This is a genomic window from Pseudoxanthomonas sp. SORGH_AS_0997 (assembly GCF_031453535.1).
Lineage (GTDB): Bacteria > Pseudomonadota > Gammaproteobacteria > Xanthomonadales > Xanthomonadaceae > Pseudoxanthomonas_A > Pseudoxanthomonas_A winnipegensis.
This window is the reverse complement of the sequence record NZ_JAVIZI010000001.1, coordinates 691,905-710,249: the sequence shown is the minus strand read 5'-3', so window position 1 is coordinate 710,249 and position 18,345 is coordinate 691,905. Positions and strand designations below refer to the sequence as shown.

The 18,345-nt window shown below is 69.5% G+C and carries 17 protein-coding genes and 3 tRNA genes; 9 read left to right on the top strand and 11 right to left on the bottom strand.

What is annotated here, in order from left to right:
- Positions 1-3: 3 nt before the first annotated feature.
- Positions 4-495 carry a 2-amino-4-hydroxy-6-hydroxymethyldihydropteridine diphosphokinase gene (gene folK / locus QE438_RS03325; protein WP_306992572.1) on the bottom strand — a complete coding sequence of 164 codons (492 nt, stop codon included), beginning with the start codon at positions 493-495 and terminating at the stop codon, positions 4-6.
- Positions 492-1,865: a polynucleotide adenylyltransferase PcnB gene (gene pcnB / locus QE438_RS03320; RefSeq protein ID WP_235871729.1), complete on the bottom strand. Its 1,374-nt coding sequence runs from the start codon at positions 1,863-1,865 to the stop codon at positions 492-494. Before pcnB ends, folK begins: the two co-directional genes overlap by 4 nt.
- Positions 1,866-1,921: 56 nt before the next feature.
- Between pcnB and QE438_RS03315 the strand changes: the two genes are divergently transcribed.
- Together QE438_RS03315 and fdxA are read left to right on the top strand one after the other, a co-directional pair.
- A tRNA-Glu gene (locus QE438_RS03315) sits at positions 1,922-1,996 on the top strand.
- 137 nt (positions 1,997-2,133) lie between these two features.
- Complete coding sequence (fdxA, locus tag QE438_RS03310; RefSeq protein WP_130518949.1) at positions 2,134-2,457, top strand: ferredoxin FdxA; 324 nt, start codon at positions 2,134-2,136, stop codon at positions 2,455-2,457.
- 94 nt (positions 2,458-2,551) lie between these two features.
- On the opposite strand, the gene QE438_RS03305 is transcribed toward fdxA, so the two are convergent.
- Both QE438_RS03305 and dapA read right to left on the bottom strand, forming a co-directional pair.
- Positions 2,552-3,073, bottom strand: a complete 522-nt coding sequence (locus QE438_RS03305; protein WP_130522180.1) for a hypothetical protein — start codon at positions 3,071-3,073, stop codon at positions 2,552-2,554.
- Positions 3,074-3,095: 22 nt separating this feature from the next.
- Entirely contained in the window at positions 3,096-4,004 is a 909-nt protein-coding gene (dapA, locus tag QE438_RS03300) for a 4-hydroxy-tetrahydrodipicolinate synthase (protein ID WP_306992575.1), read from the bottom strand.
- Positions 4,005-4,140: 136 nt separating this feature from the next.
- On the opposite strand from dapA, the gene QE438_RS03295 reads away from it, so the two are divergent.
- From QE438_RS03295 to QE438_RS03265, 7 genes are all read left to right on the top strand, one after another.
- On the top strand, positions 4,141-4,716 hold the full coding sequence (locus QE438_RS03295) for a glycine cleavage system protein R (RefSeq protein ID WP_130518955.1): 576 nt from the start codon (positions 4,141-4,143) through the stop codon (positions 4,714-4,716).
- A gap of 2 nt (positions 4,717-4,718) precedes the next feature.
- On the top strand, positions 4,719-5,201 hold the full coding sequence (locus tag QE438_RS03290; RefSeq protein ID WP_130518957.1) for a peroxiredoxin: 483 nt from the start codon (positions 4,719-4,721) through the stop codon (positions 5,199-5,201).
- A gap of 82 nt (positions 5,202-5,283) precedes the next feature.
- The gene (locus QE438_RS03285; protein ID WP_130518959.1) at positions 5,284-6,687 is read left to right on the top strand and encodes a PhoH family protein; all 1,404 of its coding nucleotides are present in this window, start codon (positions 5,284-5,286) and stop codon (positions 6,685-6,687) included.
- Between the two features lie 60 nt (positions 6,688-6,747).
- A complete protein-coding gene (locus QE438_RS03280; RefSeq protein ID WP_306992577.1) occupies positions 6,748-7,596 on the top strand; it encodes an alpha/beta fold hydrolase in 849 nt (282 codons plus the stop codon).
- 69 nt (positions 7,597-7,665) lie between these two features.
- On the top strand, positions 7,666-8,949 hold the full coding sequence (locus tag QE438_RS03275) for a nucleotide sugar dehydrogenase (RefSeq protein WP_306992579.1): 1,284 nt from the start codon (positions 7,666-7,668) through the stop codon (positions 8,947-8,949).
- Positions 8,950-8,983: 34 nt separating this feature from the next.
- The gene (locus QE438_RS03270) at positions 8,984-9,991 is read left to right on the top strand and encodes an NAD-dependent epimerase (RefSeq protein ID WP_306992581.1); all 1,008 of its coding nucleotides are present in this window, start codon (positions 8,984-8,986) and stop codon (positions 9,989-9,991) included.
- Between the two features lie 143 nt (positions 9,992-10,134).
- Positions 10,135-10,211, top strand: a tRNA-Arg gene (locus QE438_RS03265).
- Between the two features lie 431 nt (positions 10,212-10,642).
- On the opposite strand, the gene QE438_RS03260 is transcribed toward QE438_RS03265, so the two are convergent.
- From QE438_RS03260 to QE438_RS03230, 7 genes are all read right to left on the bottom strand, one after another.
- A tRNA-Ser gene (locus QE438_RS03260) sits at positions 10,643-10,735 on the bottom strand.
- 75 nt (positions 10,736-10,810) lie between these two features.
- The gene (csrA, locus tag QE438_RS03255) at positions 10,811-11,020 is read right to left on the bottom strand and encodes a carbon storage regulator CsrA (protein WP_130518967.1); all 210 of its coding nucleotides are present in this window, start codon (positions 11,018-11,020) and stop codon (positions 10,811-10,813) included.
- A gap of 143 nt (positions 11,021-11,163) precedes the next feature.
- The gene (gene alaS, locus QE438_RS03250; protein WP_307184026.1) at positions 11,164-13,812 is read right to left on the bottom strand and encodes an alanine--tRNA ligase; all 2,649 of its coding nucleotides are present in this window, start codon (positions 13,810-13,812) and stop codon (positions 11,164-11,166) included.
- Positions 13,813-13,926: 114 nt separating this feature from the next.
- Complete coding sequence (gene recX, locus QE438_RS03245; protein ID WP_306992584.1) at positions 13,927-14,448, bottom strand: recombination regulator RecX; 522 nt, start codon at positions 14,446-14,448, stop codon at positions 13,927-13,929.
- Positions 14,449-14,612: 164 nt separating this feature from the next.
- Positions 14,613-15,647, bottom strand: a complete 1,035-nt coding sequence (gene recA / locus QE438_RS03240) for a recombinase RecA (RefSeq protein ID WP_130518973.1) — start codon at positions 15,645-15,647, stop codon at positions 14,613-14,615.
- A 173-nt stretch (positions 15,648-15,820) separates the two neighbouring features.
- A complete protein-coding gene (gene lexA / locus QE438_RS03235; protein ID WP_130522173.1) occupies positions 15,821-16,468 on the bottom strand; it encodes a transcriptional repressor LexA in 648 nt (215 codons plus the stop codon).
- A gap of 202 nt (positions 16,469-16,670) precedes the next feature.
- The gene (locus tag QE438_RS03230) at positions 16,671-18,338 is read right to left on the bottom strand and encodes an AarF/UbiB family protein (RefSeq protein WP_306996156.1); all 1,668 of its coding nucleotides are present in this window, start codon (positions 18,336-18,338) and stop codon (positions 16,671-16,673) included.
- Positions 18,339-18,345: the final 7 nt, after the last annotated feature.

Here is an 18,345-nt window from a genome sequence, read left to right as displayed (position 1 = left end):
CACTCATAACGCGGCGATAGCGCCACGGTCGATGCGGAAAGCTGCTTCCCGCACGCTGCCGTGGCCGGCGATGCGCAGCTCCGGGGCCACATCGGCCAGCGGCACCAGGGCGAAGGCGCGCTCGTGCAGGCGCGGATGCGGCACCTGCAGACCAGGCACATCGATCACCGCCTCGCCATAGAGCAGCAGATCCAGGTCCAGCGTGCGCGGACCCCAGCGCTGTTCGCGGCTGCGGTCGCGGCCGAAGCCGCGCTCGATCTCCAGCAGCGCCGCCAGCAGGGCCGGCGCCGACATCGTGGTGGTCACGCGCGCGGCGGCGTTGACGAAGTCCGGCTGGTCTTCCACGCCCCAGGCCGGCGTCACGTACAGCGGCGAGGCCGCCACCAGCGCGGTGTCGGGCAGCGCGTCGATCGCCGCGAAGGCCGCGCGCAGCGTGCCCGCCGCATCGCCCAGGTTGGCACCCAGGCCGATGCAGGCGGTGACCGGGGCGGTCATTCCCCGCTGGCGCCGGCCGCGCCGCTGCGCCGACGCCGGCGGCGGCGACGCTTGGACGGCGGCGCGTCCTCGTCGGTATAGCTGTCGATGGCCGGCTCCAGGCCCAGGCTGGCCGACAGTTCCTCGTTGGACTGGGTCTGGGCCTGGGTCCAGAAGGCGACATCGGCGGCGTGCTCGGGCGAGGCCGACTGGCGCAGCACCAGGAAGTCGAACGCCGCGCGGAAGCGCGGATGGCTCAGCAGGCGCACCACGCGCTTGCGCTGGCGCTGGGAGAAGCGCGACTGCAGCAGCCAGATCTCCTGCATCGGCAGGGAGAAGCGACGCGGCAGCGCGATGGTGGTCAGCTGGTGCAGGGTGACCCGGTCGGCGGCGCGGCGCGCGGCCTCTTCCGGATGCGTGCCCTGCGCCTGCAGGCCGATCAGCGCGCGGCAGTAGGCCGGCCACAGCAGCAGGGCGAACAGGAAGGCCGGCGAGACCGGCTCATCGGCCGCCACGCGCGCATCGGTGCCGGCCAGGCCTTCGAGCACCATGGCGCGCAGCGCGCCGCTGCGGTTGGACTTCAGCGCCGCCGCGCTCTCGGGCAGCAGCACGGTCAAAAGGCCGGTGCGCTCCAGGCCCTCGAAGCTGGCCACGGCATGGCCGGACAGGAACAGCTTGAGCACTTCCTCGAACAGCCGCGCCGGCGCGGCCTCGGCCAGCAGCGGGGCCAGCTCGGGGATCGGCGCGGCGGTCGGCCCGTCGATGGTGAAGCCCAGCTTGGCCGCCAGGCGCACCGCGCGCAGCATGCGCACCGGATCCTCGCGATAGCGCTGCTCGGGATCGCCGATCAGCCTCAGCCGGCGCGCCTGCACGTCCTCGAAGCCGCCGCAGTAGTCGCGCACCGAGAAGTCCTCGATGGCGTAGTACAGCGCGTTGGCGGTGAAGTCGCGGCGGACCGCGTCGTCCTCGATGGTGCCGTAGACGTTGTCGCGCAGCAGGCGGCCGTCCTCGTGCAGCTCGCGGTCGCCGCTGCCGTCGTCGCTGTTGGCGCGGAAGGTGGCGACCTCGATGATCTCGCGGCCGAAGACCACGTGCGCCAGCCGGAAGCGGCGGCCGATCAGGCGGCAGTTGCGGAACTGCTGCTTGACCTGCTCGGGCGTGGCGTCGGTGGCCACGTCGAAGTCCTTCGGGTGATGGCCGACCAGCAGGTCGCGCACGGCGCCGCCGACCAGATAGGCCGAAAAACCCGCATCACGCAGGCGGTAGAGCACGCGCAAAGCGTTGGGGCTGATGTCCCGGCGCGAGATGGTGTGTGCTTCGCGCGGGATGACGGTGGGCTGAAGTTCGGAGGTGATGATTGCGGCGTCCGTTGATGTGGCGGCTGACCCGATTGCCGGGAGCCCAAGCTGCGAATATACTAACCAGCTCAAGCCGTCACGGCCAAAACGCTCCCTTCGTCTAGTGGTTAGGACGTGGCCCTCTCAAGGCTAAAACAGGGGTTCGAGTCCCCTAGGGAGCGCCACCGTGGCAATGCGAGACCCGATCAGACCCGGCCGATGCCGGGTCTTTTCGTTTGTGCCGCCCGGGCGCGCAGGCGGGGATGGAAGCGCATTCCTATAGAATGCGCAGCCTTCCTCGCACGTCATACCGGAAACGCCCATGCCCTTCGTCGTCACCGAGAACTGCATCAAGTGCAAGTACACCGACTGCGTGGAGGTGTGCCCGGTGGACTGTTTCCATGAAGGCCCCAACTTCCTGGTGATCGACCCGGACGAGTGCATCGACTGCACGCTGTGCGAGCCGGAGTGCCCGATCAACGCCATCTACCCCGAGGACGACGTGCCGGCCGGGCAGGAAGGCTTCGTAGCGCTCAACGCCGAGCTGGCCAAGGCCTGGCCGGTGATCACCGTGCGCAAGGAACCGCTGCCCGACGCGGGCGACTGGGAAGGGAAGCCGGACAAGCTGCCGCTGCTGCAGCGCTGAGCCCACCGCGCGGCCGTCCAGGCCCGGCGCGACCCCAGCCAACAAAAAAGGCGCCGCAAGGCGCCTTTTTCGTGGACTGCGCGGACCCGATGGATCAGGTGCCGCCCAGCTTGTTCTTCAGCTCGGCCATCAGGCGCGTGGCCTCCGGGCCATTGGCCGGCAGGCCGCGCGGATCCACCGCCGAGACGTAGACGCCCGAGCTGGTCTCGGCCACGCGCACCAGGAAGCTGGCGCCCTGGTAGGTCACATCGAAGCTGCCCAGCAGCTGCGCACGGCTGGCGATGGTCAGGCCATCGACCGTGCCCAGCGCGTCGCCGACCTTGGCGAACACCTCGTCGCGCTTGCCGGGGACGTTGAAGCCGGAGGTGTTGCTGGCCGCCGGGGCGGCCTGCTGGCCACGGCCCTCGGCGCTGCCGCTGGCCACGGTCGGCACCTGCATGGCGCCGGCGGTGTTGGGCAGGTTGAGGTCCGGCGGGACCTCCAGCGGGCGGGCCTGCTCGCTCAGCGCGTAGTCGCCCTTGGGCCCCTTGTGGAACCACTTGCAGCCGGACAGGCCGACGATCGACATCGCCAGCACCACCGGCACGACCACACGCGAAAGACGGGAAACACGCATTGAATGACTCTCCGTTGTTGATTCAGGCCGCGAGCGGTTCGCGGCTGGATTGTTCTTCGAGCACGGCCCGCCGTGCGGCCAGACGATCGGCCAACCCGGTATGGGCGGCCGACAGCGGCAGCAGCGGCAGGCGCAGGCCCTGGCCGATGCCGGCGCGCTGCAGCAGCGCCTTGACCGGGATCGGATTGGACTCGATGCCGAAGAAGGCATGGAATTCTGCCAGTTGCGCGTCCCAGGCGTCGGCCCGGGCGGCGTCGCCGGCGCGCGCCAGATCGCACAGGCGGCGATAGGCGCCGGGCAGCGCGTTGGCGCCGACCGAGATCAGCCCGTCCGCGCCGGCCAGCAGCGCCCGGCAGGCGCTGGCGTCGTCGCCGCCGAGGACGGCGAACGCCTCGGTGCGCAGCGCCAGCAGCGCCTGCATGCGCGCCGGGTCGGCCACCGCCTCCTTGATGCCGACGATGCCAGGATGAGCGGCCAGCTCGGCCACGGTCTCGGGCAACAGGTCGCAGCCGGTGCGGCCGGGAACGTTGTAGAGCACCACCGGCAGCCCGCCCTGCTCGGCCACCGCGCGGTAATGGGCGACCAGACCGGCCTGGGTGGGGCGCACGTACGGTGGGGTCACCACCAGCGCGGCGTGCGCGCCGGCCGCGGCCGCCAGGCGGGTCTGGGCGATGGTCCTGGCGGTGCTGGACTGGCCGGTGCCGGCCAGGACCGGGACCTGATCGCCGATCTGCTCGACCGCCGCGCGGATCAACTGGGCGTATTCATCTTCCGACAGCGTGGCCGCCTCGCCGGTCGAGCCCGCCACCACCACGCCCTGCACGCCGCCGCGCAGCTGCTGGGAAAGCAGCGCGCGCCAGGCATCCAGATCGAGGTCGCCGACGCCGGAAAACGGCGTGGCCAGGGCGGTGATACAACCGGAAAGGAACAAGCGCTTCGCCTGTAGGGAGTGATACGCACGGAACGCCGCGCACGGGCAGCGATGTTACTTGCGGCGCGAAAGGACGGGCAAGTATGCTGGCCGCGCTTCACCGGCCCCCTCCCGGGCGCCATTCAGACTCGTTGCAATGCCGGAAGCCCCTTTGACTGACACCACGCCCCGGCCTTCGCCGAACGAAAACCACCTCCTGATCAACGCCTACACGACGCATCCGGAGTCGCCCCTGCTGGGCGTGACGCGTCGGATCGCCGATTCGGGCTGCAACCTGGTCGATGCGCGGCTGTCCACGGTCGGGCGGGACGTGTCGGTGACGGCGCTGGCCACCGGTTCCTGGGACGCGGTGGCCAAGCTGGAGGCCATGCTGACCCGCCTCGAGCGCGAGGAAGGCCTCAAGCTGATCTGGTACCGCACCGCCGCCAAGGTCGTGCAGTCCAACCTGCTGCCCTACATCGTCGAGGTGGTGGCCGCCGACAAGCCGGGCATCCTGTTCCAGCTGGCCGATTTCTTCGACCGCCAGGGCATCACCATCGAGAACCTGCAGTCCACGCGCTACCGCGCGATGCAGACCGGTGCGGAGATGTTCTCGGCGCAGGTCACCATCGGCGTGCCGGCCAACATGCACATCGCCGCGCTGCGCGACGATTTCCTCGAATTCTGCGACCATCTGAACCTGGACGCGATCATGGACCCGATGAAGTTCTGACGATGGCACCTGCCGCCCAGGCCCTGTCCAAGTCCACCCTGAAACTGCCGCTCGCCCTGTCCGGCGGCACCTCCACCACGCTTGCCGATTTCGCCGGCCACTGGCTGGTGCTGTACTTCTATCCGAAGGACAGCACGCCGGGCTGCACCACCGAGGGGCTGGAGTTCAACGCGCTGCTGCCGCAGTTCCGGCAGCTGGACGCCACGGTGCTGGGCGTCTCGCGCGATTCGGTCAAGTCGCACGACAACTTCTGCGCCAAGCAGGGATTCGACTTCCCGCTGGTCAGCGATGCCGACGAGGCGCTGTGCAAGGCCTTCGACGTGATCCGCGAGAAGAACATGTACGGCCGCCAGGTGCTGGGGATCGAACGCAGCACCTTTCTGATCTCGCCCGACGCGCGCATCGTGCAGGCGTGGCGCAAGGTCAAGGTCGCCGGCCACGCCCAGGCCGTGCTCGACGCGCTCAAGGCCGCCCGATCCCAGTGACCCCCGTTGTTTTCCTTTACCCCCACCACCCCGCCCCGCGGGCCGTGGTGGCCTGCTGCTGTCCGTCCAACAGGAACCGCCGATGACCCGAAGCAAGCGCATCTACGTGCTGGACACCAACGTCTTGATGCACGACCCGACCGCGCTGTTCAAGTTCGAGGAACACGATGTGTTCCTGCCCATGCAGGTGATCGAGGAACTGGACAATGCCAAGAAGGGCATGTCCGAAGTCAGCCGCAACGCGCGCCAGGTCAGCCGTTTCCTCAACGAGCTCATCGTCGGCGCCGACGCCCAGCAGATCCAGCTGGGCATCACGCTGGTCCATCCGCAGGGCCTGAGCCTGCGCCAGCCCTCGCAGATCGGCCAGCTGCACTTCCAGCTCAAGCCGGTCGATCCGGGCCGCACCTTCGGCACCATCGCGCCGGACAACAAGATCCTGGCCGCGGTGCTGCAGCTGCGCGAGGAGCATCCCGGCACGCCGGTGATCCTGGTGTCCAAGGACATCAACCTGCGCATCAAGGCCTCGATCAGCGGCCTGGTGGCCGAGGACTACGAGAACGACCGCGCGCTGGACGACTTCAGCCTGCTCTACACCGGCGCCACGCAGCTGCCGGAGGACTTCTGGCATCGCCACCAGGGCGACCTGAAGTCCTGGAGCGACAAGGGCGGGCGCACCAGCTACGAGGTGACCATGGCCGACGAGGAGGACTGGTTCCCCAACCAGTACCTCTACCTGCCGGGCGAGGACGAAGTCGAACTGCGCGTGGTCAAGGTCAACCCGGACGGCAAGGCCACGCTGACGCTGGTCGACGACTTCCGCGGCGGCCAGCACGCGGTATGGGGCATCAGCGCGCGCAACCGCGAGCAGAACTTCGCGCTCAATGCACTGATGGACCCGGAGATCGATTTCGTCAGCCTGCTCGGCACCGCCGGCACCGGCAAGACGCTGCTGGCGCTGGCCGCGGGCCTGGCCCAGACCATGGACCAGCAGCGCTACCGGGAGATCATCATGACCCGCGCCACGGTCAGCGTGGGCGAGGACATCGGCTTCCTGCCCGGCACCGAGGAGGAAAAGATGACGCCGTGGATGGGCGCGCTGACCGACAACCTGGAAGTGCTCACGCATAACCAGGAAGGCGGCGCCTGGGGCCGACAGGCGACCAACGACCTGCTCGCCAGCCGCATCAAGATCCGCTCGATGAACTTCATGCGCGGCCGCACCTTCCTCAGCCGCTACCTGATCATCGACGAGGCGCAGAACCTCACGCCCAAGCAGATGAAGACGCTGATCACCCGCGCAGGTCCGGGCACCAAGATCGTCTGCCTGGGCAACGTCGAGCAGATCGACACCCCGTACCTGACCGAGACCACCTCCGGCCTGACCTACGCGGTGGACCGCTTCAAGGGCTGGGCGCACAGCGCGCACATCACCCTGCGTCGCGGCGAGCGCTCGCGCCTGGCCGACTTCGCCTCGGAAGTGCTGTGACGCCAGCGGGCGGCGCGCGTCGGCCTGGGCCACGGCGCATGCGATGGGATGCGCGGAGCCATGGCTGAGGCGCACGAGGGCCTGTCGCTGCAGGCCGGCGACGGCCATCGCTGGACGCTGCTGCGCCGGGTCCCGGCCCAGCCGCTGGCCAGCCTGCTGTGGCTGCCGGCGCTGGGCGTGGCGGCACGCCACTATGTGCCGCTGGCCGAGGCCCTGGCCGAACGCGGCATCGCCGTGTTCCTGCATGAGGCGCGCGGCCATGGCAGCAGCAGCTGGCGTGCCTCGCGCGAGGTGGACTGGGGCTATCGCCAGCTGCTGACGCTCGATCTCCCCGTCAGCGCGCAGGCGATGCGCGAGGCCCTGCCTGGCCTGCCGTGCGTGATCGGCGGCCACAGCCTGGGCGGACAACTGGCCGGCTGCCACGCCGCACTGACCGACACGCCCTTCGACGCGCTGTGGCTGGTCGCCAGCGGCACGCCGTACTGGCGCACCTTCCCGCTGCCGCGCGGGCCGCTGCTGCCGCTGGCGTACCGCTTCCTGCCCTGGCTTGCGCGCCGTCGCGGCGCCCTGCCCGGCCATCGCATCGGCTTCGGCGGCAACGAGGCGCGCGGCCTGATCGAGGACTGGAGCCGTGTGGGCCTGGGCGGGCGCTACGCCGGTCAAGGCATGGACGTGGACATCGACGCCGCCATGGCCGCATGCACGATCCCCATGACCGGACTGCTGTTCGCACAGGACTGGCTGGGGCCGCCGGCCTCGCTGCGCGCACTGATGGAGAAGTTCGCGCACGCCAGTCCACGCAGCGTGGCCGTGCTGGACCGTCAGGCGCTTGGGACCACGCCCGATCACTTCGCCTGGATGCGCAAGCCGGACCCGGTCGCGCAGCGGCTGGCGGCTTCGCTCGACTGAGCTGCGTCCGTCGCGCCGATGGCGGCGCGGTGCGATGCTATGCGTCGGGCCCCTTCCAACGACACGCGCATGTCCCTCACGCTTTCCCCGGCACCGAAGATCGCCATCATCGGCCTGGGCTATGTCGGCCTGCCGCTGGCGGTGGCCTTCGGCAGGCAGACCGCCACGATCGGCTACGACCTGGATGCCACGCGCGTGGCCGAACTGCAGGCGGACCACGACCGCACGCTGGAGACCTCGAGCGAGGCGCTGCGCGCCGCTACCGGCCTGCGCTGCAGCGACGATGCGGCCGACCTGGCCGGCTGCGAGGTCTTCATCGTCACCGTGCCCACGCCGGTCGATGCCTACAAGCGCCCGGACCTGAGCGCGCTGGAGGCGGCCAGCCGCACCGTGGGGCGCGCGATCCGCCGCGGAGGCCTGGCGATCTTCGAATCCACCGTCTACCCCGGCGCGACCGAAGAGATCTGCGTGCCGATCATCGAGGCCGAATCGGGCCTGGTGTTCAACCGCGACTTCCATGCCGGCTACAGCCCCGAGCGCATCAACCCGGGCGACCGCGCCCATCGGCTGGAGACCATCGTCAAGGTGACCTCCGGCTCGACCCCGGAGGCGGCCGCGCGCGTGGACGCGCTCTACCGCGCGATCGTGCCGGCCGGCACGCACTGCGCGCCGAGCATCCGCGTGGCCGAGGCGGCCAAGGTGATCGAGAACACCCAGCGCGACGTCAACATCGCCCTGGTCAACGAACTGGCCCTGCTGTTCCATCGCTTGGGGATCGATACCGGCGACGTGCTGGCCGCGGCCGGCACCAAGTGGAACTTCCTCGGCTTCAAGCCCGGCCTGGTCGGCGGCCACTGCATCGGCGTGGACCCGTACTACCTCACCCACAAGGCGCAGCAGGTCGGCCATCACCCGGAGGTGATCCTGGCCGGACGCCGCATCAACGACGGCATGGGCGCGCACGTGGCCCAGCGCACGATCAAGCTGATGGCCCAGCGCGGCCTGGCCGTGGCCGGCGCGCGCGTGCTGGTGCTGGGCTTGGCGTTCAAGCAGGACTGCCCGGACCTGCGCAACACGCGCGTGGTGGACATCGTGGCCGAGCTGGGCCAGTTCGGCATCGCGCCGGACATCCACGATCCCTGGGTCGATGCGCAGCAGGCGCGCCACGAATACGGCCTGACCCTGCTGGACGCGCCCGCAGCGGCGCACTACGACGCGGTGATCCTGGCCGTGGCGCACCGCGAGTTCATCGCCCTGGGCGCCGCCGGCATCCGCGCGCTGCTGCGCCAGGACGGCGTGCTGTTCGACGTGCAGCGCGTGCTGGACCGCAGCCTGGTCGATGCGCGCCTGTGACGCTTCCCATGATTTCGAAGACGAGATCCACACCATGAAGACCCTGGTCACCGGCGCGGCCGGTTTCATCGGCGCGCGCCTGAGCGAGCGCCTGCTGGCGCGCGGCGACAGCGTGCTGGGCTACGACAACCTCAACGACTACTACGACCCCACCCTCAAGCAGGCGCGCCTGGCGCGCCTGACCGGGCAGCCGGGTTTCCAGTTTGTCCATGGCGCGCTGGAAGATAGGCCGGCGCTGGAGGCGGCGTTCGACGCGTTCAAGCCCGAGCGGGTGGTCAACCTCGCCGCGCAGGCCGGCGTGCGCTATTCGCTGGTCAATCCGCACGCCTATGTGGAAAGCAATCTGGTCGGCTTCATGAACATCCTGGAGGCCTGCCGCCACCGCGAGGTCGGGCACCTGGTCTACGCCTCGTCCAGTTCGGTCTATGGCGGCAACCGCAAGCTGCCCTTCGCCGTGGAGGACAGCGTCGATCATCCCTTGAGCCTGTACGCGGCCAGCAAGAAGGCCAACGAGCTGATGGCGCACACCTACAGCCATCTGTATCGCCTGCCGACCACGGGTCTGCGCTTCTTCACCGTCTACGGCCCCTGGGGTCGGCCGGACATGGCGCTGTTCCAGTTCACCCGGCGCATCCTGGCCGGTGAGCCGATCGAGCTGTTCAACAACGGCCAGCACACGCGCGACTTCACCTACATCGACGACATCGTCGAAGGCGTGATCCGCACGCTCGATCATGTTCCCGGGCCCGATCCGCACTACGACCCGCTGCAGCCCAACCCCGCCACCTCGGATGCGCCGTACCGGGTCTACAACATCGGCAACAGCGCGCCGGTGCAGCTGCTGGACTACATCGACACCCTGGAGCGCGCGCTCGGCGTCAAGGCCGTGCGCAAGCTGCTGCCGCTGCAGCCTGGCGATGTGCCCGATACCTTCGCCGACGTCAGCGCCCTGCAGCGCGACGTGGGCTACGCGCCGTCCACGACCATCCAGACCGGCATTGCCGCGTTCGTGGCGTGGTACCGGGCGTATTACGGGGTCTAAAGCGCGGCGGATCGCGCGCACCGACTGCATGCAGCCCGCCTGGCGACGGCGCCGCGTCAGCATCGGCGGCGGCACGCTACAAAAGTTGAGAAAAGGTGTTGACGCGATGGCCCGAAACCCGAATAATCTCGCTCCTTCGCAGCGCGCCCGTAGCTCAGCTGGATAGAGTACCTGGCTACGAACCAGGCGGTCGGGAGTTCGAATCTCTCCGGGCGCGCCACTACAAAGACAAGAAAGCCAGTGGACTCCACTGGCTTTTTTGTTGCCTGTTTTCCGCCGATCCATGGCGCGGTTCCGGGGCGCCCCGGCTTCTCTTCGGCACTTCTGAGCCGATGTCACGGCACAACGCGCGGACCGTCTGTGCGCGTCGGTGCGATAGTCGAGTCGCTGCGCATTGCATGGTCCAGATGCGCCAACAGTAGGCGTCGCTTACGCCACTGCGCTGCAGGAGCGCTTACGGTGAATCGTCGAGGCGTATGCGCCTGGCCCCTCGCACGGCGCACGCCGAATGCCATCGCGATCCCACGCCGCGCTTAGGCGCGAGTGCGCGCCACACGCGCGGCAATGGACGACCAGGCATGCATTCGATTCCGTGCTTCAGCTACCGAATCGCGCATACGAAAAACCCGCCGGAAGGCGGGTTTCAAGGACTGGCGGAGTGAGAGGGATTCGAACCCTCGATAGAGCTTTTGACCCTATACTCCCTTAGCAGGGGAGCCCCTTCGGCCTCTCGGGCATCACTCCGAACAACATCGTGCCGTGGCATTGCGCGACGGCCGGCAAGGATACCGGCTGAACGCCTCCACGGCAAACATTCTGTCAGTTGGAGCTGTTGCCTTCGACGCGATCGTCGGCGCCGGCCTCATCGCCACGCTGGATGCGCTGGTAGATCTCCTCACGATGCACGGCAACGTCCTTGGGCGCGGTGATCCCGATGCGCACCTGGTTGCCTTTCACGCCGAGGACGGTGACTGAGACCGAATCTCCGATCATCAGGGTTTCGCCGACACGGCGAGTCAAGATCAGCATTTCAATTCTCCGTAGGCCGGCTAGCGTATAGCCGGTGGAAGCATTTGGCCCGCGTAGTGCCAAAAACGCTTCCAGATAAGTTCATGGACGTGAAACATGGTAGCGGCCGGTCACCTCCAGCCGCAAGGGAAAAGGCGTCGGGCTTATGCCGCCAGGCGCTGCGCCACCCAAGAAGTGACCCCAGCCAGCGCAGAAGCAAGGGCGGGCCCGTCCTCGCCACCACCCTGGGCCAGGTCCGGGCGACCGCCGCCCTTGCCGCCAATCAGACCGGCGACGTGACCCAGCAGTTCCCCCGCCTTGACCCGGCCCATTGCGGCCCCGTTCACGCCGGCCACCAGGGCCGCCTTGCCGCCCTCGGTGCCGGCCAGCAGGATCACGGTGTCGCCCAACTGCTGCTTGAGGCGGTCCACCGCGTCGCGCAGGGCCTTGGCGTCGAAGCCTTCCAGGCGCGCCGCCAAGACCTTGATGCCGTCCACCTCGACTGCCTGGCCGGCCAGGTCGGCGGTGGCGCCGGAAGCGGCCTTGGCCTTGAGGCTTTCCAGCTCGCGCTCCAGCTTGCGCTGGCGCTCGGTGAGCTGGCGGATGCGCTCGACCACCTCGGCCGCGCTGCCGCCGAGCAGGCCGGCGGCCTCGCTCAGGCGACGCTCCTCGCCATCGACATAGTCCAGCGCGCCCTGCCCGGTCACCGCTTCGATGCGGCGCACGCCGGCGGACACGCCGCTTTCGCTGACGATCTTGAACAAGCCGATGTCGCCGGTGCGCTGCACGTGGGTGCCGCCGCACAGCTCGGTCGAGGTATCGCCCATGCGCAGCACGCGCACGCGCTCGCCGTACTTCTCGCCGAACAGCGCCATCGCGCCGAAGTCCAGGGCTTCCTGCATGCCCATGTTGTGGATCTCGGCCTGGTGGTTGGCGCGGACCTCGGCGTTGACCCGGCGCTCGATCTCGGCCAGCTCCGCCGGGCTCACCGGCTGGAAGTGGGAGAAGTCGAAGCGCAGCCGGTCCGGCGCCACCAGCGAGCCCTTCTGCTGCACGTGGGTGCCCAGCAGCGAGCGCAGCGCGGCGTGCAGCAGGTGGGTGGCCGAATGGTTGAGGATGGTCGCGCCGCGGCGCTGGGCGTCGATCTCGCCGGCGACGACATCGCCGACCGCCAGCGCGCCGTGCTCGACCTGGCCCAGGTGACCGTGGAACTGGCCGGCCAGCTTGAGCGTGTCGTTGACCGCGAACGCGCCGCCGGCGCCCTGCAGCCGGCCGGTGTCGCCGACCTGGCCGCCGGACTCGGCGTAGAACGGGGTGCGATCCAGCAGCACCAGACCGGACTGGCCGGCCTCCAGGCGCTGCACCGGGCGGCCGTCGTGCAGGAGGGCGACGATCTTGAGGCCATCGGCCTGCAGCTGGTCGTAGCCCAGGAACTCGGTCGGCGTGAGCTGTGCGACCAGCTCGGCCGGCAGCGCGGTGCCGCCGGAGAACTTGCCGGCCGCGCGCGCGGTCTGGCGCTGCTGCTCCATGGCCGCCTCGAAGCCGGCCATGTCCACGTCCATGCCGCGCTCGCGGGCGATGTCGGCGGTCAGGTCGACCGGGAAGCCGTAGGTGTCGTACAGGCGGAACGCGTCGGCGCCGGGAATGCTGCCCTGCGCGCGCGCGGCCACGTCCTCGAAGATGCGCATGCCGGCGTCGAGGGTCTCGGCGAAGCGCTCTTCCTCGGCGCGCAGCGCGCGCTCGACGAAGTCCTGCTTCTGCGCCAGCTCCGGATAGGCCTCGCCCATCAGCGCCACCAGGGTGGGCACCAGCTGGCTGAAGAACGGCTGGCGCACGCCCAGCATCCAGCCATGGCGCAGGGCGCGGCGGATGATCCGGCGCAGCACGTAGCCGCGGCCTTCGTTGGACGGCAGCACGCCGTCCACGATCAGGAACGAACAGGCGCGGATGTGATCGGCGATCACGCGCAGCGACTTGTTCTCCAGGTCGGCCGTGCCGGTGAGCTCGGCGGCCTTGCGGATCAGCGTCTGGAACAGGTCGATCTCGTAGTTGCTGTGCACGTGCTGCAGCACCGCCACCAGCCGCTCCAGGCCCATGCCGGTGTCCACGCACGGCGCCGGCAGCGGCACCAGGGTGCCGTCGGGCTGGCGGTCGAACTGCATGAACACCAGGTTCCAGATCTCGATGAAGCGGTCGCCGTCCTCGTCCGGCGAACCCGGCGGGCCGCCGGCGATGTGCGCGCCGTGGTCGTAGAAGATCTCGGTGCACGGCCCGCACGGGCCGGTGTCGGCCATCTGCCAGAAGTTGTCCGAGGCGTAGGGCGCGCCCTTGTTGTCGCCGATACGGACGATGCGCTCGGCGGGCACGCCGATCACGTCGTGCCACAGGCCGTAGGCCTCATCGTCGGTGTGGTAGACGGTGACCAGCAGGCGCTCGGCCGGCAGCTTCCAGACCTGGGTCAGCAGCTCCCAGGCCCAGGCGATGGCCTCCTTCTTGAAATAGTCGCCGAAGGACCAGTTGCCCAGCATTTCGAAGAAGGTGTGGTGGCGCGCGGTATAGCCGACCGAATCCAGGTCGTTGTGCTTGCCGCCCGCGCGCAGGCAGCGCTGGACGTCGGCCGCGCGCACGTAGCTGCGCTTCTCCGCGCCGAGGAACACGTCCTTGAACTGGACCATGCCCGAATTGGTGAACAGCAGGGTCGGGTCGTTGCCCGGCACCAGCGGGGCCGAGGGCACGATGGTGTGGCCCTTGGCGCGGAAGAAATCGAGGAAGTCCTGGCGGACCTGGCTGCTGCTGAAAGTGGGGGCGGTCATGTGGGCGCGGGCAGTGGGCGAGCGGCTGGCAAAACAGGCCGCGGATCCCCTCTAGATGGATGCGACCTGCCCTGAGACAACCTTGAACCGCAAAGGGTAACAAAGCCGGGCGGCTCAGTCCTCCGGCAGCCCGCGCAGAACCGCACGCACCGCCTCGCCGTCGAAGCCGCGCCGCAGCAGCAGGTCGGCCGCCTTGCGCTGGGCGGACAGGTCTTCCAGCCGCTCGGGGCCGAAACGCCGGGCGACCAGGTCGCGGGCCAGCTCGCGCCAGTCGCCCTCGAAGCTGGCCAGGGCCTTGTCTACCTGGGCCGCGTCCAGGCCATGGGTTTCCAGCTCGACCTGGATGTAGCGTGGGCCGTAGCCGGCGGCCACCCGGCTGCGGACCAGGGACTCGGCGAACCGGGCGTCGTCCTGCCAGCCCTCCCCCGCCAGGCGCTCGACGGCAGCCCTGGCCTCCTCGGCCTGGACGCCGCGCGCGGTCAGCTTGCGGGTCAGCTCCTTGCGCGAATGCTCGCGGCGGACCAGCAGCGACAGGGCGCGCTGGACCGGCGTGGGCTCGGGCCGCCGGCGGCGCGGCCTGGTGCCCTGCTCCGCCGCGGCCACGTCGGACACATCGGGCGCGTCGTGCTCATCCATTGCTGAACACCCGGACGCCGGCGTCGGGGTCGATCCCTCCCATCCCGAACGCAGAACGGCGCCGCCCGCGAGGGCGCCGCCGTCGTGCTCCATCTTGGAAGGTCGCCCCGCGCAGGCCGGCGCCGCCACTGACAGCAGCGCCGACCTGCGAGGAACGGATGCAATCAGGCGTCATCGCCTTCGTCGTTCTCACGACCGGCCACCTCGGCCGGCTGGAACTTCTCGCGCAGCTCGGCTTCCAGCTTGGCGGCCACCTCGGGGTTCTCGCGCAGGTAGGTACGCGAGTTGTCCTTGCCCTGGCCGATGCGCTCGGAGCCGTAGCTGTACCAGGCGCCGGCCTTGTCCACGATCTTGGCCTCCACGCCCATGTCGATCAGCTCGCCCTCGCGGCTGATGCCCTCGCCGTACAGGATCTCGGTGACGACCTGCTTGAACGGCGGGGCCATCTTGTTCTTGACGACCTTGATGCGTGTCTGGTTGCCGATGATCTCGTCGCCCTTCTTGATCGCGCCGATGCGGCGGATGTCCAGGCGCACCGAGGCGTAGAACTTCAGGGCGTTACCGCCGGTGGTGGTTTCCGGGCTCTGGCCGGGCATCATCACGCCGATCTTCATGCGCAGCTGGTTGATGAAGATCACCAGGGTGTTGGAGCGCTTGATGTTGCCGGTCAGCTTGCGCAGCGCCTGGCTCATCAGGCGGGCCTGCAGGCCCGGCAGCTGGTCGCCCATCTCGCCTTCGATTTCGGCCTTGGGCGTCAGGGCGGCGACCGAGTCGATGACCACGATGTCCACCGAATTCGAGCGCACCAGCATGTCGGCGATTTCCAGCGCCTGCTCGCCGGTGTCGGGCTGGGACAGCAGCAGGTCGTCGACGTTGACGCCCAGCTTGCCGGCATAGATCGGGTCCAGCGCGTGCTCGGCGTCGATGAAGGCGGCCGTGCCGCCCTGCTTCTGGCACTCGGCGATGGCCTGCAGGGTCAGGGTGGTCTTGCCGGAGGACTCGGGCCCGTAGATCTCGACCACGCGGCCCTTGGGCAGGCCGCCGATGCCCAGCGCGATGTCCAGCATCAGCGACCCGGTCGGGATCACCTCGGTGGCCTCGATGACGCGGTCGCCCATGCGCATCACCGAGCCCTTGCCGAACTGGCGCTCGATCTGGGTCAGGGCCGCGGCCAGGGCGCGCTTCTTGTTCTCGTCCATTGTCAGTGTCCTTGGAAGGTGTGGTGAGGTGATGGGAGCAATCTAGAGCAGGTGGATCGCACGGACTGAGACATCAGCGAGCCGTGCTGCAACGATGCGCCGTGCGCCTGGCCGGCGGCAGCGGGCGATGCCGCCGTCGCGGGTCGGAAAAGTCCGGACCGAAACGTGGGACATCACCGGTTCGGCCGCACCAGGCCGCAATACAGGCCTTCGATGGCGAAGTCCTGGTCCGGGCGCACGTCGATGGGCGAGTAGTCCGGGTTGCGCGGCAGCAGGCGGATCGAGTCGCGGCCGATCTTCAGCAGCTTGACGGTGATCTCCTCATCGATGCGCGCCACCACGATCTGGCCGCTGCGCGCCTCGCCGGTGCGGTGCACACCGATCAGGTCGCCGTCGAAGATGCCCTCATCGCGCATCGAATCGCCCTTGACCTTGAGCAGGTAGTCCGGCGAGGGCGAGAAGAACACCCGGTCCAACACCACGTAGTCGTGGTGGTCGGCGTCGGCGCCGATGGGCGCGCCGGCCGCGACCCGGCCCAGCACCGGCAAGCGCAAGGCGGAGGCGTCGTCGTTGGCCGGCGCGAACTGCATCGCGGCCTGGGCCGGCTGCGGCGCATGCAGCAGGCGGATGCCGCGCGCCCGGCCGGGGATACGCTCGATGGCGCCGGCGGCCTCCAGGGCCTCCAGGTGGTATTGCGCGGCGCGCACGCCCTTGAAGCCCAGCGCGCGGGCGATCTCGGTCTGCGAGGGCGGCATGCCATCGGCCTCGAGCCGCTCGGCGATCAGGGCCAGGATGGTCTGCTGGGTGTCGGTGAGCTCCATGGTTAGTAGTAATACTACTAACAAATCACCCTTGCAAGCGCGCGGTCGCTCCGATGATGGCGGCGTGGCGCAGACGAGCCAGGCGCATACCCGACAGTGGGCCCCTGCGCCATCGCTACTGCCCCGCTCAAACCAGGCCACGCCGGCACCCGCGCCTTGTCGAACTCTGCCTGCCTCGTGCAGGGCTTGATTCGGCGCGCTTTCAGCGCCGTCCGCTGCGCACCGTCCACACCAGCAACACCACGCCGCACAGGCCGGCGCCGATGAAGCCGGCCAGCCCCAGGGCGGTGCGGAAGCGGCTGGGCACGCCGCCGCTGTCGATCACGATCGAAGAGCCCACGATCAGCGCGGCGGTGATGATGCCCATGGTCAGCCGGTTGACCGCATGGGCGAACTGGTTGCCGAACGGGCGCAGGCTGGTGACCTCCAGCTGGATGTTGCCGCGGCCGTAGCGGCGCAGCAGCCGGCGCAGCTCGCGCGGCAGGTCCTCGAGCAGGTCCAGCGATCCGGCCAGGGCGCGCTGGCCGCGGCGGGCGAGTCGGCGTGGCGCATAGCGCCGCAGCATCGCCCGCTCCAGGAACGGCCGCGCCTGGCCGGCCATGTCGAACTCCGGGTCCAGCAGGCGGCCCAGGCCCTCCAGGGTCAGGAAGGCCTTGACCATCAGCGCCAGGTCGCCCGGCAGCACCAGGCCGTGTTCGCGCAGCAGCGCCGAGATGCCTAGCAGCATCCGGCCCATGCGCAGGTCCTTGAGCGGCAGGCCGCGGTACTGGTCGATCATCTCGTCGATGTCGGCCTGCAGGCGTTCCTCGTCCACCTCGGCATCGCCGGCCCAGTCGATCAGGATGTCGGCCACGTCCTGCGGCTGCTGGGCCACCATGCCGTAGAGCAGCCGCGCGATCTGCGCCCGGCGCGGGGCGCTGACGTGACCGACCATGCCGAAGTCGATCACCGCGATGCGCCCGTCGGGCAGGTAGAACAGGTTGCCCGGGTGCGGGTCGGCGTGGAACAGGCCGTCCTCCAGCACCATCTTCATCACGATGTCCGCCCCGGCCTGGGCCAGGCCGCGCCGGTCCAGGCCGGTGGCCTCCACCCCGGCGATGTCCGCACCGGGGATGCCCTCGACGAAGGCCTGCACGTTCAGGCGTTCGCTGGTCCAGGCCCAGTAGACCTTGGGCACGACCATTTCCGGATGGCCGGCGAAGTTGGCCGCGATGCGCTCGGCGTTGTGGCATTCGGCGGCGAAGTCCAGCTCGTTGCGCAGGGAGGCGGTGAACTGCCGAACCATCTCGCGCGGGCGGTAGCGGCGCAGCTCGGGCGCTCGCGCCTGGACGATCTCGGCCAGCCGCGCCAGCAGGCGCAGGTCGGCCTCGATCGTCTCGCGGATGCCGGGCCGGCGGATCTTGAGGATCACCGCGGTGCCATCGGCGAGCCAGGCGCGGTGGGTCTGGGCCAGCGAGGCGGCGGCCAGCGCGGTGGTGTCGATGCGGGCGAACACCGCCTCGGGCTCGGCGCCCAGGTCCTCGCGCACCTGCGCGCGGATCAGTTCGAAGTCCAGCGCCGGCACGTTGTTCTGCAGCTGGCCCAGCTCGCGCAGGAATTCCGGCCCCAGCAGGTCCACGCGCGTGGCCAGGATCTGGCCCAGCTTGATGAAGGTCGGCCCCAGCTCCTGCAGCGCCCGGCGCAGGCGCTCGGGCGTGGACATGGTCAGGTACTCCTCGGCGTGCTCCAGGCGCAGCAGGCGGCCGGCCTTCTCCAGCGCGCCGGTCATGCCGATGCGCCGGGCCACGTCGCCGAAGCCGTAGCGCACCAGCACCGTGGCGATCTCCTGGATGCGCCCCAGGTCGCGCACGGTGGACAGGGTCTCCCACAGCGCGCCG

Bases quoted from the DNA above. Each gene is read 5' to 3' on its own strand.
- QE438_RS03280 (WP_306992577.1), top strand. From the start codon at position 6,748: ATGGCTGAGGCGCACGAGGGCCTGTCGCTGCAGGCCGGCGACGGCCAT.
- QE438_RS03295 (WP_130518955.1), top strand. From the start codon at position 4,141: ATGCCGGAAGCCCCTTTGACTGACACCACGCCCCGGCCTTCGCCGAAC.
- QE438_RS03285 (WP_130518959.1), top strand. From the start codon at position 5,284: ATGACCCGAAGCAAGCGCATCTACGTGCTGGACACCAACGTCTTGATG.
- folK (WP_306992572.1), bottom strand. From the start codon at position 495: ATGACCGCCCCGGTCACCGCCTGCATCGGCCTGGGTGCCAACCTGGGC.
- QE438_RS03275 (WP_306992579.1), top strand. From the start codon at position 7,666: ATGTCCCTCACGCTTTCCCCGGCACCGAAGATCGCCATCATCGGCCTG.
- recA (WP_130518973.1), bottom strand. From the start codon at position 15,647: ATGGACGAGAACAAGAAGCGCGCCCTGGCCGCGGCCCTGACCCAGATC.
- QE438_RS03290 (WP_130518957.1), top strand. From the start codon at position 4,719: ATGGCACCTGCCGCCCAGGCCCTGTCCAAGTCCACCCTGAAACTGCCG.
- alaS (WP_307184026.1), bottom strand. From the start codon at position 13,812: ATGACCGCCCCCACTTTCAGCAGCAGCCAGGTCCGCCAGGACTTCCTC.
- csrA (WP_130518967.1), bottom strand. From the start codon at position 11,020: ATGCTGATCTTGACTCGCCGTGTCGGCGAAACCCTGATGATCGGAGAT.
- fdxA (WP_130518949.1), top strand. From the start codon at position 2,134: ATGCCCTTCGTCGTCACCGAGAACTGCATCAAGTGCAAGTACACCGAC.
- lexA (WP_130522173.1), bottom strand. From the start codon at position 16,468: ATGGAGCTCACCGACACCCAGCAGACCATCCTGGCCCTGATCGCCGAG.
- recX (WP_306992584.1), bottom strand. From the start codon at position 14,448: ATGGATGAGCACGACGCGCCCGATGTGTCCGACGTGGCCGCGGCGGAG.
- QE438_RS03305 (WP_130522180.1), bottom strand. From the start codon at position 3,073: ATGCGTGTTTCCCGTCTTTCGCGTGTGGTCGTGCCGGTGGTGCTGGCG.
- QE438_RS03270 (WP_306992581.1), top strand. From the start codon at position 8,984: ATGAAGACCCTGGTCACCGGCGCGGCCGGTTTCATCGGCGCGCGCCTG.